The 15,910-nt window shown below is 49.2% G+C and carries 17 protein-coding genes; 9 read left to right on the top strand and 8 right to left on the bottom strand.

Features of this window, described 5'->3' with window-relative positions:
* Positions 1-1,000: hypothetical protein (locus tag ACH2BK_RS09460; protein ID WP_395003630.1), on the top strand; the 1,000-nt coding region annotated here is incomplete at its 5' end.
* Positions 978-1,163: a hypothetical protein gene (locus ACH2BK_RS09455; RefSeq protein WP_395003628.1), complete on the top strand. Its 186-nt coding sequence runs from the start codon at positions 978-980 to the stop codon at positions 1,161-1,163. The genes ACH2BK_RS09460 and ACH2BK_RS09455, both read left to right, overlap by 23 nt.
* A 148-nt stretch (positions 1,164-1,311) precedes the next feature.
* Here ACH2BK_RS09455 and ACH2BK_RS09450 read toward each other — a convergent pair whose 3' ends face one another.
* Complete coding sequence (locus ACH2BK_RS09450) at positions 1,312-2,496, bottom strand: MFS transporter (protein ID WP_395003626.1); 1,185 nt, start codon at positions 2,494-2,496, stop codon at positions 1,312-1,314.
* 135 nt (positions 2,497-2,631) lie between these two features.
* Here ACH2BK_RS09450 and ilvA point away from each other — a divergent pair, with 135 nt between their 5' ends.
* Entirely contained in the window at positions 2,632-3,867 is a 1,236-nt protein-coding gene (ilvA, locus tag ACH2BK_RS09445; RefSeq protein WP_395003624.1) for a threonine ammonia-lyase, read from the top strand.
* 149 nt (positions 3,868-4,016) lie between these two features.
* Positions 4,017-4,265 carry a hypothetical protein gene (locus tag ACH2BK_RS09440; RefSeq protein WP_395003622.1) on the top strand — a complete coding sequence of 83 codons (249 nt, stop codon included), beginning with the start codon at positions 4,017-4,019 and terminating at the stop codon, positions 4,263-4,265.
* A gap of 184 nt (positions 4,266-4,449) precedes the next feature.
* Here ACH2BK_RS09440 and ACH2BK_RS09435 read toward each other — a convergent pair whose 3' ends face one another.
* The 7 genes from ACH2BK_RS09435 to coaD form a co-directional block, all read right to left on the bottom strand.
* Positions 4,450-4,758 carry a hypothetical protein gene (locus tag ACH2BK_RS09435; protein ID WP_395003620.1) on the bottom strand — a complete coding sequence of 103 codons (309 nt, stop codon included), beginning with the start codon at positions 4,756-4,758 and terminating at the stop codon, positions 4,450-4,452.
* A gap of 166 nt (positions 4,759-4,924) precedes the next feature.
* Complete coding sequence (locus ACH2BK_RS09430; protein ID WP_395003618.1) at positions 4,925-5,047, bottom strand: hypothetical protein; 123 nt, start codon at positions 5,045-5,047, stop codon at positions 4,925-4,927.
* A 69-nt stretch (positions 5,048-5,116) separates the two neighbouring features.
* Positions 5,117-6,262, bottom strand: coding sequence for a glycosyltransferase family A protein (locus ACH2BK_RS09425; RefSeq protein ID WP_395003616.1), 1,146 nt, complete (start codon positions 6,260-6,262; stop codon positions 5,117-5,119).
* A 605-nt stretch (positions 6,263-6,867) separates the two neighbouring features.
* Positions 6,868-7,353, bottom strand: a complete 486-nt coding sequence (locus ACH2BK_RS09420) for a hypothetical protein (protein ID WP_395003614.1) — start codon at positions 7,351-7,353, stop codon at positions 6,868-6,870.
* A gap of 158 nt (positions 7,354-7,511) precedes the next feature.
* The gene (locus ACH2BK_RS09415; protein ID WP_394998109.1) at positions 7,512-8,111 is read right to left on the bottom strand and encodes a ComF family protein; all 600 of its coding nucleotides are present in this window, start codon (positions 8,109-8,111) and stop codon (positions 7,512-7,514) included.
* A gap of 5 nt (positions 8,112-8,116) precedes the next feature.
* Positions 8,117-8,722 carry a dTMP kinase gene (gene tmk, locus ACH2BK_RS09410; RefSeq protein WP_394998108.1) on the bottom strand — a complete coding sequence of 202 codons (606 nt, stop codon included), beginning with the start codon at positions 8,720-8,722 and terminating at the stop codon, positions 8,117-8,119.
* Positions 8,719-9,228 (bottom strand): pantetheine-phosphate adenylyltransferase, encoded by a 510-nt coding sequence (coaD, locus tag ACH2BK_RS09405; RefSeq protein WP_394998106.1) that lies wholly within the window; start codon positions 9,226-9,228, stop codon positions 8,719-8,721. Before coaD ends, tmk begins: the two co-directional genes overlap by 4 nt.
* A 138-nt stretch (positions 9,229-9,366) precedes the next feature.
* Here coaD and pheS point away from each other — a divergent pair, with 138 nt between their 5' ends.
* The 5 genes from pheS to ACH2BK_RS09380 form a co-directional block, all read left to right on the top strand.
* A complete protein-coding gene (gene pheS / locus ACH2BK_RS09400; protein WP_394998105.1) occupies positions 9,367-10,380 on the top strand; it encodes a phenylalanine--tRNA ligase subunit alpha in 1,014 nt (337 codons plus the stop codon).
* Entirely contained in the window at positions 10,381-12,771 is a 2,391-nt protein-coding gene (pheT, locus tag ACH2BK_RS09395; protein WP_395003612.1) for a phenylalanine--tRNA ligase subunit beta, read from the top strand.
* A gap of 7 nt (positions 12,772-12,778) precedes the next feature.
* Positions 12,779-14,095, top strand: coding sequence for a 3-phosphoshikimate 1-carboxyvinyltransferase (aroA, locus tag ACH2BK_RS09390; RefSeq protein WP_395003610.1), 1,317 nt, complete (start codon positions 12,779-12,781; stop codon positions 14,093-14,095).
* 16 nt (positions 14,096-14,111) lie between these two features.
* Positions 14,112-15,269, top strand: coding sequence for a hypothetical protein (locus tag ACH2BK_RS09385; protein WP_395003608.1), 1,158 nt, complete (start codon positions 14,112-14,114; stop codon positions 15,267-15,269).
* Positions 15,270-15,514: 245 nt separating this feature from the next.
* A partial coding sequence (locus tag ACH2BK_RS09380) for a hypothetical protein (protein ID WP_395003606.1) occupies positions 15,515-15,910 on the top strand: 396 nt, incomplete at its 3' end.

Genomic DNA, 15,910 nt, shown 5'->3' with positions numbered 1-15,910 from the left:
ACCCCTTTTTGCGAAAAAACAAAACGATTTTGAGAATCTAGGAAGTATTCGTGAGAACACGACTCTAAGAAACTTAGAATCTACAGAATCTAGCGCGGATTCAGAATCTAAAACATTTACAGAATCTAGTGCGGAGATTCTAAAAGACGCACAACTTACAGAATCTAGCCCGCTAGATTCTAAAACAATCACAGAATCTAGCCATATAGATTCTGAAGCAAGCGCAGAATCTAAAGCAGATTCACAATCTAGTAGGGCATTTACAGAATCTAGCCCAACAGATTCAAAGACGATTACACAATCCCCACAACCTTCCAAATCCACAAATCCTTTTTCACACCTTGAGTGCTTCTCTTACACTTGCAACCTGCTTGATAGCCATATGCTAGAGCTCGGGCTTGATGATGGCAGGCGGCTGCACGAGCCAGAGCTCTACTACACGCCAAAATTTAGAGAGGAATACCACAAGGTGATTTTTGATCCAAATTGGATAAGCAACGCGGGCAAGATACAAACCCCAGATATTATGCACTTTTTTGATGCTAATAATATCCAGCTTGACGCCGTGCTCGCCAAGCGGGGCGATAAATGCCTCTTTGACTATCGCGCGGATGTGGAGGTGATAGAGACAAAATCGCTAGAGGATTTTTGCGATCTTTTGTATTCGGCTAGGGCGATATATTGCCTCGTTACCGGCACGGCTACCCTCGCTGCTGCCCTTAAAAAAAGCGCAACCATCATCGTGGGCGAGAATATCTCTCCCTACTTTTTGCACTCCCCCCTGCACACCTATATCTACCTCCGACACGATAAAAACCTGCACAAAGTCCTACAGCTCACCAAACGCCTCCAAATACGCCTCAAGGTAAAAACAATTAATCGCCTCTCGCACCTGCTGCCGACCAAAAAAATGCGCCTAGCCTTTAGGGATTTGTTTGCGTGCGAGAATCTCCATAGGATAAAGCGATTTGTCCCTAGTGGAGTTTGTAGAAATCTATGAGGGGCAGCCACTCTTTGGGGATATCAGGGCGTTTTTGGAGGAGCGGGAGTTTGCGTTTGTGGGCGTGAGAGATAAGAATTATTTTGCCAACGCGCTTTTTATACACAAGAAATATGGCGCGTTTGATACGAGTTTGTTTCACAAATTTGACACAGAGGCTTAGGCAGTCGCTGCGCCGCTGCGCTTACGCGTTTGGGCTTTGTCTTTTAACAAGATTGTGTATTTTAGCCGCGTCAGGGATGCGCTTTGGCGTTGGCACAGATTCTATAAACGATAGCCTTAGATTCTCTGACTGCCGCGCTGCAAGCCCCCTAGGCATTGGGGCGCGTGAGCAGGAGTGCGAGCAGTGCAGGAGTGGCAAAGAGTGCGGCAAAAAGGGGATTGTAGCTAATCCCAAGCAGGGGCGCGACTACCACGAGCCCGCCGATTTGATTAGCTAGCGCGATGCCGACATTAAACGCCGCTTCATTCACACTAATGGAGCTATCCATAAAGCTTGGCGTGTGTTTTTTGGCGACATTCATCGCATTCATTTTAAGCGCAGGTATCCCCGCAAACGCCACAAAGCCCATACAGCAGAGATTTACCACCACAAGCCAATCCCAATGATAACTCACGCTCACAAGCGCGTAGATGAGAATCTGCGCGGATATGACGAGTTTGAGCGCGCGCGCACTCCCACAAGAATCCGCAAGCCTCCCGCCAAAGAGATTGCCAAGTATCGCGCACCCGCCATAAGCTAGGAGGATAAAGCCCATAGCCTGTGCTGAAAAGCCCATAGCCTTGATGAGCAGCTCCCCGAGGTAGGTATAGAGCACAAACGCCCCGCCACAAGTGCATATCGTGATAAGATAGGCTTTGAGCAATGGCGGGACCCTGAGGGCTTCCACCACATAGATAAAGCGAATCTGCTGACTTTTGAGCGTATTTGGCATAAAAATGAGCGCACTACAAAAGGCAATGCTTGTGAAAACAAAAATGAGCAAAAAAATCGCCTTAAACCCATACGCCTCGCCGATAAATGTCCCTAGCGGCACGCCGCTCACAAGCGCGATAGTGAGCCCTGAAACCATAAGCGCGAGGTTGTGGGATTCCCTGCCTTTGGGCGAGACTTGCAGGGCAGTAAGCGTGGCGATGACAAAAAACACCCCGTGCTGCGTCCCCGCGACAAAGCGCGCTAGCACGCTAAGGGTAAAATCATCGCTCACATACAGCACGAAGTTCGCCGCGCCAAACACGCCTAGATTTAGCAAAAGCTGAATCTTACGATGAAACGCGCTTAGAGGAATGGTAACAAGCGGCGCGCCCACCACCACGCCCAGTGCGTATGCCGTCGTGAGATACCCCGCCTTGTGCGCGTCAATCCCAAAAAACTCCTGCACATCAAGCAGCACGCCCGCGATGACAAATTCCGTAACCCCCATACAAAACGAGCTTAGCGCAAGGATCACAATCACCTTAGACGAGAGAGAAGGTTGCGCAAACTTCCACGCCATAGAGCCCTCCAACGCAAAAAAATAAACGCGGATTATAGGACAAAAAGCCACTTAGATAGCTTAAGGTTTTAAGATTTTGCCAAGCTAAAAGCGTTACAATAAATCCCTCGCGATTTTAGAATCTAAAGGCAATTTATGAATCTCATCGACATTTCCCACATACAAGAGGCTAGGGCGCGCCTGCAGGGCGTGATAGCCCACCACCCGCTTGCCTTTGCGCCGCGTATTAGCAAGGCAGCCAACGCGCAGGTGTTTTTAAAAAAAGAAAATCTCCAGCTTACCGGGGCGTTTAAAATCCGCGGTGCGTATAACAAGCTCGCCACGCTCAAAGAGCGCGATGAGCGGGAGGGTAGCAACCTCCTCGCCCAAGGCGTGATATGCGCGAGTGCGGGCAATCACGCACAGGGCGTGGCCTATAGCGCGCAGTGCTTTAAGACTAAGGCGGTGATTGTGATGCCAGAGAATACGCCATTGCTCAAAGTCAGCGGCACTAAGGCGATGGGCGCGGAAGTCGTGCTCGTGGGCAATAACTATGATGAATCCTACGCCCACGCGCTCAAACTCGCCAAAGAGCGCAATCTCACCTTTATCCACCCCTTCGCCGATACGGAAGTGATGGCAGGACAAGGAAGCATCGCGCTAGAGATGATGGAGGAGCAGGAGCTTGATGTCGTAGTCGTGCCAGCGGGCGGCGGGGGGCTTATCAGCGGGATAGCCAGCGCGTATAAGGCACTAAGCCCCAAGACAAAAATCATAGGCGTGAATGCCAAGGGGGCGGACGCGCTGATGAGAAGCTTTAAAGCGCGCGAGATCCTAAACTCCCAATCCGTGCGCACCATAGCCGATGGGATCGCCGTGCGTGATGTGAATGAAGGGGTGTTTGAGCGCATATTAGCAGGCGTAGATGATATGGTGGAAGTGGATGAAGAGGAGATAGCCAGCGCGATTTTATTCCTCTTAGAATCCCAAAAGCTCGTGGTGGAGGGCGCGGGTGCCGTGAGTGTCGCCGCGCTATTGCACCATAAGCTAAACTTAAACCCCGCGCTCAAAGTGGGTGCGATACTAAGCGGGGGGAATATCGATGTGACAATGCTCAATATGATTATCGAGCGGGGGCTCTTTAAATCCGATAGGAAGATGAAGCTAGAAGTCGTGCTCATCGACAAGCCCGGGAGCCTGCAAAACCTCACTAATATCCTTACAAAAGTGGGCGCAAATATCGTGCAGATAAACTACGATCGCACGCCCACAAGCCTAGAGTATGGCGATGTGCTCATCACGATGGCGCTTGAGATAAAGGGCAAGGAGCATAAGGAAGCGGTGCTGAGGAGTTTGCTAGAGTGGGGGTATAGGTTTAGTGAGGTGGTGTAGGTGTGTTGTAGCAGGGCACACAGGAAAATGGCTCTTTGGGTATGCAATGCGATAAGGTTGAAAAATTTGTGAAAGGCACGGACACTAAGTCCGCTAACCTTCCCCAAATTTTTCAAAACTTACACAGCCACACCGCAACGACTAATTTTTTGCTTGCAATAGCAATCCCACAGAATCCACACCGAGTCGGAGGCAATCCAAACGCGGAGATTCAAGAAAATACAGAATCTAAGAAAGGCTTAGAATCTAGCCTAACAGAATCTCGTGCAGATTTAGAATCTAAGGAAAGATTAGATTCTCATTTTGATACTTTAGATTCAAATACAGAATCTAGCTCTATAGAATCCAAAGATTCACAAAAACAAAACTTAAAATCTAGTCTTTCAGATTCTAAGTAATTTATAAAATCTAGTGCAGATTTAGAGTCTAACTCAATAGATTCTAAACAGCTTACAGAATCCACAACTTCAAAAAATCTTAATGAGGCTTTGCCAAATATCAATAATAATGTGTGCGGTAGCACGAGGCCTAAGCAGAATCTATGGCAATAGATTCTGCCATTTTTGCGCAGCAAAAATCCAATCAATATGGAGGTGCGATAGCACCAACCGACATATACTTTGTGGCTGCGCAAAAAGTGGAGACTTTTTCGGGGCTTTGAGAGTGCGGGGAGAGGGGATAACACCCCTTTTCTTTTTGCGCAAACAAGTGATTCTGTGAATCTAAACAATATCCGTGAGAAAGTGAATCTAAAAGGCTAGATTCTAAGTTTTGATGAGATTGTGAATCTATTTTGGATTCTAAGTCTAAGCTTGAATCTAAAACCAAAACTCTGAATCTAGAATCTGAATCCGCTTTAGATTCTGTATGCTTTCTAAAAGTGCTCCGCATTAATGGCAGAATCTATTGCCATAGATTCTGCTTAGGCCTTGCGCTTGCGCACGCACTATTATTTGAATCGGGCAAAGCCTCGCACAAGTTTTTTGAAGTCGTGGATTCTTAGTTATCTCTAAAACCGATTGGGATTCTGTGCGTTTGAGAGACTACATTGTCTTAATCAAAATGCGTGTTTGTGGATCTGTGTGAGAGATTCTATACCACCTAGCTTCTGTCTTTGCCCACTTTTTAGAATCCCTTTAGATTCTGTGCTTGCCTTAGAATCTATCGGGCTAGGCTTCACCCAACCCCCAAAGCCAAGTCCCTAACCCACAAAAAAGCTACAATCCAAAGCCCTCCCCCACCCCATTGCCTAGGATTTTGCGCGCTTTTTGCGGACGTGGCGGATAGACTTCTCAAAGTTTTTTAGCCTCACATAGAGCGGGAGTAAGGGCTTACAAAGCCTAAAGAGCGAGGGCGCATACACTACGCAATAGCGAATGGGATTTGCGCGCATACCTTTGGGGATATGGGGCTTTAGTATCGGCAGTCTTGGGATAAGGCGCAGCGGATCTTTGGGGAAGTCTATGAGCCCGAGGCTCATACGCACTAGTAGCGGCACAAACGCCCTATAGAGCAGTGCGCTAAGCTCGCCCTCCCTCTCTCGCAAATCCTCTAAAAACAAAAGAAAACGCTCAAACATAAGAAAATAACTCGCGAGTTGGTAATACTCCTGCAGCTCCTTGACATCGTCATAGCAGGGGCACATCGCGCGCAGGTATGGCGGCAGGGTGGCGATTGTGTGCGTCTTGCTAAAGTCATTGATACTCCCGCCTCGTATGTAGTAGCAATACAAAACCTTTGGCAATATCACAATGCGCCTAGCAAGACTAAAGAGATAGAGGCTAAAGAGCGTATCCTCGCTTTTGACGCCATTTAGGAAGCTAAGGTTTCGCGCCCTAAAAAACCCAAAATCTATACACACCTGCCACGCGGAAGTGGAGCAAAAGTCTATCCCACGATCTATGGCGCGCCTCGCCCAATCCAGATTGCTAATCACCTCCGCTCTCTCATAGCCAAACGCCTGCAAATGCGTCCTAAAGGCTCTAGGCGACACCTCTGCATCAAAAACCGCCTGATACTCAAACCACACCACATCAGCCCCATCGCTCGCCCGCACGCACTCTAGCAGGCAGTCCTCCACCCAATAATCATCAGAATCCAAAAACATAATGTAATCGATATGCGGCGGCGTGAGCGCGGAAGTATGGGGGCTATGGGGATTTTGGAGGTTGTGAGAGCTATGGGAATTGTGGAGGTTTGGGGAGCTTGGGGAGTTTTGGGGATTATAAGAGTTGTGCGAGTTTTTGGCGTGTGGGCGTGCTACAAACTCGCTATGGGCATAGCACGCCGTGATGCCATAGGCGTTGGGAGTGTGGATTTTTAGCGTGTGTAAGGTTTGTAGCGTGGGTAATTGCCCCCCCTGCAAGTGGATTTGGCGCGCTTGTGTGGGTTGCATTATGCGAGGTGGTGGAATGCGCACGTGCTTTAGCTTCTATGTGCGCTTTAGATTCTGTATTGTTTGAATCTTGGCTTTGTGTTTGTGAATCTGTGGGGGTGGATTCTGTAAATGCCTTAGATTGTGAATCTGCTTTAGTTTCCCCAAGTTCCATATTACTTAGATTCTGTCCTTGCCCATTTTTTAGAATCTCTTTAGATTCTGTAATTGTTTTGGAATCTATGCGGCTAGATTCTCCGCGTGTCTTAGATTGCGAATCTGCTTTGAATGTTGTGCTCTCTACATTTGCTCTTGTAGATTCTGTAATCGTCCTTGAATCTTCTTTAGATTCTGCGCTTGCTTCAGAATCTATATGGCTAGATTCTGTAAATGTCTTAGACTCTGCGCCTCCTAGATTCTGTGTTTTTTCATTTTTTAGAATCTCTTTGGATTCTGTAAGTTGTGTGTCTTTTAGAATCTCCGCGTTAGATTCTGTAATCGTCTTTAAATCCGTGCCAGATTCTGTGTGTGTTTTAGATTCTGAATCTGCGCTAGATTCTGTAGATTCTAAGTTTCTTAGACTCGCATTCTCACGAATATTTTCTAATTTTTTAGAATCTTGTGTTTTATGCGAGAAGGGGGAGGGGCTTGAATGTGCAGGTATGGCTAAGTGGCAGCCTAAGCGCGCGAAGTCGCTCCCTCTTTGGGTGGGCGGGTAAGAACTCTTTAGCCTCCCCCCACCCCGACGACGCTTTTTGCAGGTGCTCCGCACGGGATATTTGATTTGATTTTTGCCCCGCAAAAATGGCAGAATCTAAGTTCTTAGATTCTGCTCGGCTTGCGCTTGCGCACGCACTATTATTGATATTTGGCAAAGCCTTGTTAAGATTTTTTGGCGTTGTGGATTCTGTAAGATTCTTAGATTCTGAAAAGCTAGATTCTAGATTTTGTTTTTGTGAATCTTTGGATTGTGAATCTGAATCTAAGCTGCTAAAGTTAGATTCTAAGCCTACGCGAGATTCTGTATTTTCTTGAATCTCCGCGCTTGGCTTGCCCTCTTGGCTTGGTGTGGATTGCGTGGGGTTACTACTGCAAGCAGCAAAATTAGTCATTGCGGTGGGGCTTGTGGAGTTTTTGGCGGGTTTGGGGGTGGGAGCTACCTAGAGGGTAGTGACTATCCCCAAACCCGCCAAATCTACGCAATGATTACCCAAGGAGCCATTTTCTAAGTGCAAGCCGAGTTTTTAAAGCCACCAAAACCCATCTATCCCTAAAACTTCGCATCCGCCAAAGTGATGGCAAAAAGCACGCGCACTCCGTGTGAGCAGAGGCACTCATAGGCTTGGGTGAGCGTCAAGCCAGAAGTGATAATATCATCAAAAAGAATGACTTCCGTGCCCCGCATTGTATTGCTCTTGCGCGCCCTTGGCTTATACACGAAGTTGCGCGGATTGTTTTGGCGAAACTCAAGGCTCTTGCCCGCATAGCTTATGGGATTGCTAGCGATAAGCGCGCCATAGCTAGGGCGCAGCGCGCCGCTAGAAGCCTGACAAAACGCGCGCGCGATGATGGCGGTGTGGGCGTAGTATTTGCGCGGGAAGTCGTCTAAGCCAATGGCGGTGGTGCGCGGCGGGATAGAAACCTTGGCAAAAAAATACCGCGCGCAATGCCCCGCCAATCGCGCTAAGATACGCGATCCAAAAATGTGGTATTTGCTATACAAAAGCGGGGCGATGTCGCTAAGCCCAAAAAAGCTATGCACGCTAAGTCCGCACTCTAGCACGCGCACAGTGGGGCGCAGCGGGAGTGAATCTAAGCAGTGCTCACAAATAAGCCTTAGGCTTAGATTCTCACACACAAGGCAGCGCATTGGGCTTAAAGAGAATCTATCTCGCGCACAATTGCTTGTGTGATATGGCTTTGGGGCAGGGTGGCGTCTATCTCGAGCGTGCGCACCTCCAAAAGCTCGCAAGAGCGCCGCAGCCTCTCCTGAATCTCTAGCATATACGCAATGCCCCGCTCCTCGATTGCATCGTGTGCCTTACGCCCTAGTCGCTCCCTTAAATGCGCCTCATCAAGCAGGAGCAGGACGCACAGATGGGGCTTTAGCCCCCTTGTGCTTGCGTGGTTATACGCTATGGCTTGGGGGATATCTTTGGCATAGGCTATCCCAGAGATAAGACTACGATCGCAAATCACGAGCTTGCGTGCCTCTAGGCTCGGCTTTAGCACCTCGCAGTAATGCTGCGCACGATCGGCTAAAAACAAAAAAAACTCACAGAATCTATCGAGATTGGGCGTGTGGAGGATGATCTCGCGGATATCTCGCCCTATCTTGCTCCCACCGGGCTCTTTGGTGATGAGCGCGTGTGGGTAGTGCGCGCGCAATGCCTCAATCTGCGTGCTCTTACCCGAAGTGTCAATGCCCTCTAGCGCGATATATAAGCCATTTTTGGCAGTGGCGAAGCTATACGCATTCATCGCTCATCGCCTTTGCTTGTGTTCCTCACACCCCGAAAGTCCCTAATATACGCGCACACGGCTTGAGGCACTAGATGGGAGATTTGCCCATTATGGAGGATAATGGATCGCACGATAGAGGAGCTGATAAAGGCATTTTGCAGGCTTGGCATAAAATACATCGTATCAAGGCTGGGATTAAGCGAAGTGTTGGTGTAGCCTAATTGCAGCTCGTATTCAAAATCGCTCACCGCCCTAAGTCCGCGTATGAGCACATTTGAGCCCTTTTGTCTGGCAAACTCGGCTAGGAGACAATCAAACCCCTCCACCTCCACGCCACGCAGTGAATCTAGCGCGAGCGTAATCATCTCGAGGCGTTGGGCGAGGCTAAACATCGGGTTTTTGCTCTCATTTTTCGCCACTGCCACGATGACGGTGTCAAATATCCCCACGCACCGCTTGATAATGTCTAAATGCCCATTGGTAATGGGATCAAATGTCCCCGGATATATGGCTATTTTGTGCATTTTGTTCCTTAAATACTCGCAGTTTCACACATTGTAATACAAGAGTGCTTAAAGCACAGGGCTTGCGCAAAAAAGTTTTAAAGTTTTGTGTGTTAGAATTCTCTCTTTTTTAAAGAGCAATAGCAGAAAGGGTAGGGTGTGTTAGCAGAGATTGAGCAACTAGAGCGAGAAATACAACAAGAACTTAGCAGGATTGATACGATAGAGCAGCTAGAATCTCTGCGTATCCATATAATGGGCAAAAAGGGCAGGCTCACCGCGTGTTTTAGTGCCCTGCGGGACTTGGAGCCAGAGGCTAAAAAGCAAGTAGCCCAAAAGCTCAATGTGCTAAAAGAGAGCTTTGAATCTCTGTATGAGAGTAAAAAGCAAGCCCTAAGCACTGCCAAGCTCAACGCCCAGCTAGAGCAAGAATACATTGATGTTTCACTTTTTAACACTCTTAAATCCAAATCCCTAGGGCACCCCATTGCGCAGGTGCTCGATAGAATCATAGAGTATTTTGTCAATATGAATTTTTCTATCCAAAGCGGTCCTTTAATCGAGGATGATTTTCACAACTTCGAGGCACTCAATCTCCCCAAATTCCACCCAGCTAGAGATATGCAAGATACATTTTATTTTAAAGATTCTCTATTGCTGCGCACGCACACTTCCCCCGTGCAAATCCGCACGATGGAGACGCACTCTCTGCCTATACGCGTCATCGCCCCCGGTAGCGTGTTTCGCAGGGATTACGATCTCACGCACTCGCCGATGTTCCATCAGATCGAGGGGCTTGTGGTCGATGAGGCGGGCAAGGTTAGCTTTGCCAATCTCAAATTTATCTTAGAGGATTTTTTGCGCTATATTTTTGGCGATGTGCGTGTGCGATTCCGAGCGAGTTTTTTTCCTTTTACCGAGCCAAGTGCGGAAGTGGATATATCGTGCGTGTTTTGTGAGGGCACAGGCTGCAGGGTGTGCTCACACACAGGGTGGCTAGAGGTGCTAGGCTGTGGCGTGGTGCATAGCAATGTCTTCAAAGCCGTGGGCTATGAAAATGTCAGCGGATACGCCTTTGGGCTGGGTGTGGAGCGATTTGCAATGCTCATTCATAGGGTGAATGACTTGCGGAGTTTTTTTGAGACAGATTTACGAGTATTGGAGCAGTTTTAGATGATTATCACAAAGCATTTGTTGTCAAAGTTTGTCGATGTGGGCGCGATTTCGTGCGAGCAGCTTTGTGCGCGGCTAAATAGCATTGGCTTAGAAGTAGAGAGCCTCACGCATATCGAGATCCCGCACAAAGTCGTGGTGGGCAAGGTAGTGGGCAAATCCGCGCACCCAAATGCCGATAAGCTTAGCGTGTGTGAAGTCGATGTGGGATCTAGCGTGCTCCAAATCGTGTGTGGCGCGCAAAATGTCGCTAAAGATCAGTTTGTGGCTGTGGCACTAGAGGGTGCAGTGGTGTGTAATGCCAAGGGTGAGAGGCTAGAGATTAAGCGCGCAAAACTGCGCGATGTGGAGAGCTGTGGAATGCTGTGCTCAAGCACAGAGCTAGGGCTGCCAAAGACAAATGAAGGCATTATGGTGCTAGATAAAAGTGCGGGCACACTCGCGCTAGGCAAAGAATTGCGAGAGCTAGAGCTTTTTAATAACTATGTGATTGAGGTATCCATCACGCCAAATCGGGGGGATTGCCTTAGCGTGCTGGGCATTGCGCGCGATATTAGTGCGTGCTTTGACTTGCGTCTAAAGACTATCAGTGATACGGATAATATCCTAAGCATAGGGCTTGGACGCGTGCTTGGCGTGCTCGCAGAAAACAAGCTCTATTCGCACCTGCTCTATCGGATTGTGGAGATAAAGGAGCTCTATACACCCCTATCTATGGCGTTAATCCTCGCGTATATGGATACGCTTAGAAGCAACGCGTTGCAAAATTTCTTAGAATACACCACCTATATGACGGGTGTTATCCTCAATGCTTATCGACTAGATGAGTGCCGACTGCGCGGCGCGGAGGCAAACTCTCTGCAGGCGCAACTCTCTATCAAAAAAGAACAAACAGGCACAGAAGTCGTATGCGCTAAGGATAAGATTTTCTCGCGCATCGGGATTATGCACGATGAGATTACGCGCGATGTCAAGTCTGAGATTTTAATCCTAGAGGCAAGCTACGCCCCGCCGCTCATACTTTCAGAGATTTTGCACAAAAACAAGCTCGAGCACAAGCCCTCGCTCGTGTATAGGAGCACGCGCGGGAGCAATCCCAACCTAGAGCAGGGTATGAACTTTTTGTGTCAGGGTATGCTAGAGCATTGCGATGTGCTGCTGTATTCGGGCACGCACAATATCACCCACCACACCCAAGAGCGCAAGATAAAAACGACTTTCCAAACCATCAACCATATCATTGGCAACACCCTAAGCCGCGAGGAGATGACAGAGATATTAAAGCGACTAAATTTTGAGATTGATGTGACTTGTGATGAAAATTTCTTTATGGTGACAGTGCCAAACTACCGCCACGATATCGAGGATATGCAGGATTTGGCTGAAGAGATTTTGCGCATTTATGGCATAGATTCTATCACGCCAAAGCCCCTAGCCTTTAGAGAGAGTCTCGCGCTCAATGCGCATTATGCGTTTTATAAATACCGCAGGCATTTAGCAAGCGCGCTGTTGGCACAGGGGCTGTATGAATGTATCCACTATGTCTTTGCCTCATCTAAGGAGCTAGAGGAGTATGGCTTAGCACAGATAGATTCTAATCTCGCATTGCTAAACCCAATTATCTCCGAGCTCGATACCCTGCGCACGAGCCTCCTTGTGCATATGATAGCAAGTGCTAGGCGCAATCTCAATCTGGGCTACAAAAGTATCGGGCTTTTTGAGATCGGTGCAGTCTATAACCACAAGCGCGAGCAGAGCGAGCGGCTCAATGTCTTTGTCTGCGGAGAGAGGGAGGGCGAGCACTACCCATACCCTAAGGGGCAAAAATGGGATATTTTTAGCTTTAGTGCGCTTATTAAAAGCGTGATAGGCGAGTTTAGTTTGCAAAATATCCTAGAGCACCCGCACAAAGCACAAAATCTCGCCAAATTTGGCTTTGTCGATGAAACCAAAATCCTCCACCCCTATCAGAGCGGCTTTGTCTATCAGGGGGATAGGTGCGTGGGCTTTATCGCCAAGCTCCATCCAAGCCTTGAGCTGCCAGAGAGCTTTGTGTGTGAGATAGAGCTAGATGGCGCACCCCAGACGATAGCCTATGCCAAGGAGTTTTCTAAATACCAAAAATCCCAGCGCGATATAACCGTGCTCATAGATTCACGCATTCCGTTTTATCGTATCCGTGAGGCTCTACTAAGCGCGCAAATCCCCCACCTGCTCAATGTCTATCCTATGGATATTTTTACCCAAGGGCTAGATTCACAAGTCGCGCTTAGTATGCGGCTTGCTCTGCAGTCTATGGAGGGGACGCTCCAAGAGCAGGATTTAGCCGCCTCCACACAGCGCGCACTTAGCGTGCTAGAGCGAGCCTTTGGCGCGAAGCTCAAAGCGTGAGGCGCGTATGCGTAAGACAACGATTGCTAGCGCGCAGAGGGTTTGTGGCGTTATCGCTAATATTGCGGCGGATAAGTCGATCTCTCATCGGTGTGCGATATTCGCGCTTTTGTGCGATGGGGCGTGCGAGGTGGAGAACTACCTCCTAGGCGAGGACACGCTCCATACGCTCTCTATCGCGCGCGCCTTAGGGCTTGTAGTCGAGCAGCCCTCCCCCACTCGTATGCGCTTTATCCCGCCCACAAATGGTATCACAGAGCCAAGCGATGTGCTTGATTGTGGCAATGCGGGCACGGGTATGCGCCTGTATGCCGGGCTTTTGGCGGGGGTTAGGGGGCATTTTGTGCTTAGCGGCGATAAATATCTCAACAAACGCCCGATGAAGCGTATCATCGAGCCGCTCACAAGGATTGGTGCGAGAATCTATGGGCGTTGTGAAAACTCACTAGCGCCCCTAAGTATCATTGGTGCGGAGCTGCAGCCTTTCACATACTACAGCAGCGTAGCCTCCGCGCAGGTAAAAAGCGCGATGATACTTGCTGGGCTCTATGCCAATGGGCGCAGCAGCTTTAGCGAGCCGCTTTTGAGCCGCGATCACACCGAGCGTATGCTAGAGGGTATGGGCGTGGAGTTTGAGAGGTGGAGCGATACGCAGGGCGCGCATTTGCGCTTCACACCCCTTGCGCGGGGACAAAAGCTTAGAGCCTTTAAGATTCATATCCCAGCCGATCCCTCTAGTGCGTTTTATTTCGCGCTCGCGGCGTGCATTGTGCCCAATTCGCATATCGTGCTAGAGAATGTCCTGCTCAATCCCACGCGCATAGAAGCCTTTGAGGTGCTCAAAAAAATGGGCGCACAGATTTCCTACGCACCCAAAAGCTCGCAATATGAGGATATAGGCGATATCGAGGTGCGCTATGCGCCGCTTAGGGCGGTGGAGGTGGCTCACAATATCGCGTGGCTTATTGATGAGATTCCTGCACTTGCCATCGCCTTTGCGTGTGCGCAGGGCACGAGTGTGGTGCGCAATGCCAAAGAATTGCGTATCAAAGAGTCCGATAGAATCTCTGCAACCATCGCAGGATTGCGCGCGATGGGCATAGAGTGCGAGGAGTTTGAAGACGGCTTTAGCGTGCGTGGCGGGGAGCTAAAGAGCGCGAGCGTGGATTCACAGGGCGATCATCGCATAGCGATGAGCTTTGCCATAGCGGGGCTTGTGTGTGGCGCGCAGATAACCGATAGCGCGTGTATCGATGTGTCTTTTCCTAACTTTTTAGAGATTCTCTCCACCTTCACGCGCGTGGATTGCGTGCAGGTTTCCTAGGGCACAAGGAGGGGCGATGAGGCAGACAAACACACAGAGTAAGGGCTTTGAGAGCACGCAGAATCCACAATCACAGAATCTAAGCGCGCACAATCTTGCGGGGCACAATCCCGCACAATCCCACGCAGCGGCGCACAATCTTACAGAGCAAGGCACGCGCTTAGATTCTATAAATTCTGCCTTGGATTCTATAAATCCCGAGCCAAATGCTAAAAACGTGCGCTGCGTAGAGTTCGCAAGGCTTTTAAGCGCGTGCAGTGGCAGGGCGATTAAGCCCCTTGGGCATTTTAGCAGTCAATCTCACGAGGAGAAAAGGGCGATGAGTTTTGGGCTTTTTGCGCCCTTGGCGTGTGCGATGATGACGCGTGCTGGCGTGTGCGAGGGTATCGTGCTGCATCCATTTTTTGGCGATGAGAGCAGTGAGAGCGTGCGCGCCTATCGCTACGAGATAGGCACAGAGCACGGCGTGAGCGCGCTACTAGGGCTAGAGTGCGAGATTCTGTGTGAGTTTGTCAGAGAGCTAGATGTGGGCTATATCGTCAATGAAAGCAGTCTATGCGATGAGGAAGTCTCGCGCGCGCAGGCGTTTGTGCGCGAGGGCGGTGCGCTGCTGCTAGGGCGGGATTTGTATCTGCACCCACAGAGTGCATTCATCGCGCAGATTTTAGGAAGTGTGGCACGGGAGCGGGATATAGAAGTATTTGTCCAAGATCTCTTAGAGCCCTGCAGCGCGCCCAAATCCCCCGTGGCACCAAATGGATTGGGTAGAGATAAGCTAGATGGAGATGGGTTAGATGGAGGCGGATTGCATAGTGGCGGGCTTGATCCCGCTCTTTTAGAGGAGCTGCCAGAGAGCAATGGGGCGTTTGGGTATGTGTGCCTAGAATCCGAGCTGCCAAAGACGCTTAAGGCACTTATGAGCGCGTCCAATGGGGGGTGTGAGACGCTTTGTGCGCCAGAGAGCTTTAGGGCGATATTGAAAGTATCGCGCGAGGGGGCGTATGGTATGCAGTATCGATACGAGGGGGAGGGCGGGGAGCAGTGCGCCACGCAGGAGCGTGAGCTGCGCTTTTGCCCTGTGCTTAAGGGCACGATAGGCTGCCTACCAAGTGCTGAAGTGGCACATTATCCATTCGTGCGTATCGCCGCGCTAGAGCCAAAGAAGCGTGACTAAAGGAGGCGCTATGTCTAATCTGCCAAAGAGCATTGGTATCGTCGTGCCAATCTATAATGTCGCTAAAGGGTGGGCATTGCGCTTTGAGCGATAAAGGAAACTCGGCTTGCACTTAGAAAATGGCTCCTTGGGTAATCATTGTGTAGATTTGGCGAGTTTGGGGATAGTCACTACCCTCTAGGTAGCTCCCACCCCCAAACCCGCCAAAAACTCCACAAGCACCACCGCAATGACTAATTTTTTGTTTGCAATGGTGGCGTTACGGAATCCACACTGAGTTAAGGGGCAAGCCAAGCGCGGAATCTCAAGCAGATTCAGAATCTAATGAAAGCTTAGAATCTAGCTTGAGCAGCTTAGATTCACAATCCAAAGATTCACAAAAGCAAAATTTAGAATCTAATCCAATAGATTCAGAATCTACCACTTCAAAAAACCTTAGCGAGGCTTTGCCAAATATAAAAAATAGTGTGCGCGATAGCGCAAGCCGAGCAGAATCTAAAACGGATTCAGAATCTATGGAAAGATTAGAATCTAGCCTCTTAGATTCACGCTCTCACGGATATTTTCTAGCTTCTCGTCATCACTTGTTTGCGCAAAAAGAAAAGGGGTGTTATCCCCTCTCCCCGCACTCTCAAAGCCCC

The sequence above is a fragment of the uncultured Helicobacter sp. genome, assembly GCF_949282165.1.
Lineage (GTDB): Bacteria > Campylobacterota > Campylobacteria > Campylobacterales > Helicobacteraceae > Helicobacter_F.
This window is presented reverse-complemented; position numbering and strand designations above follow the sequence as displayed.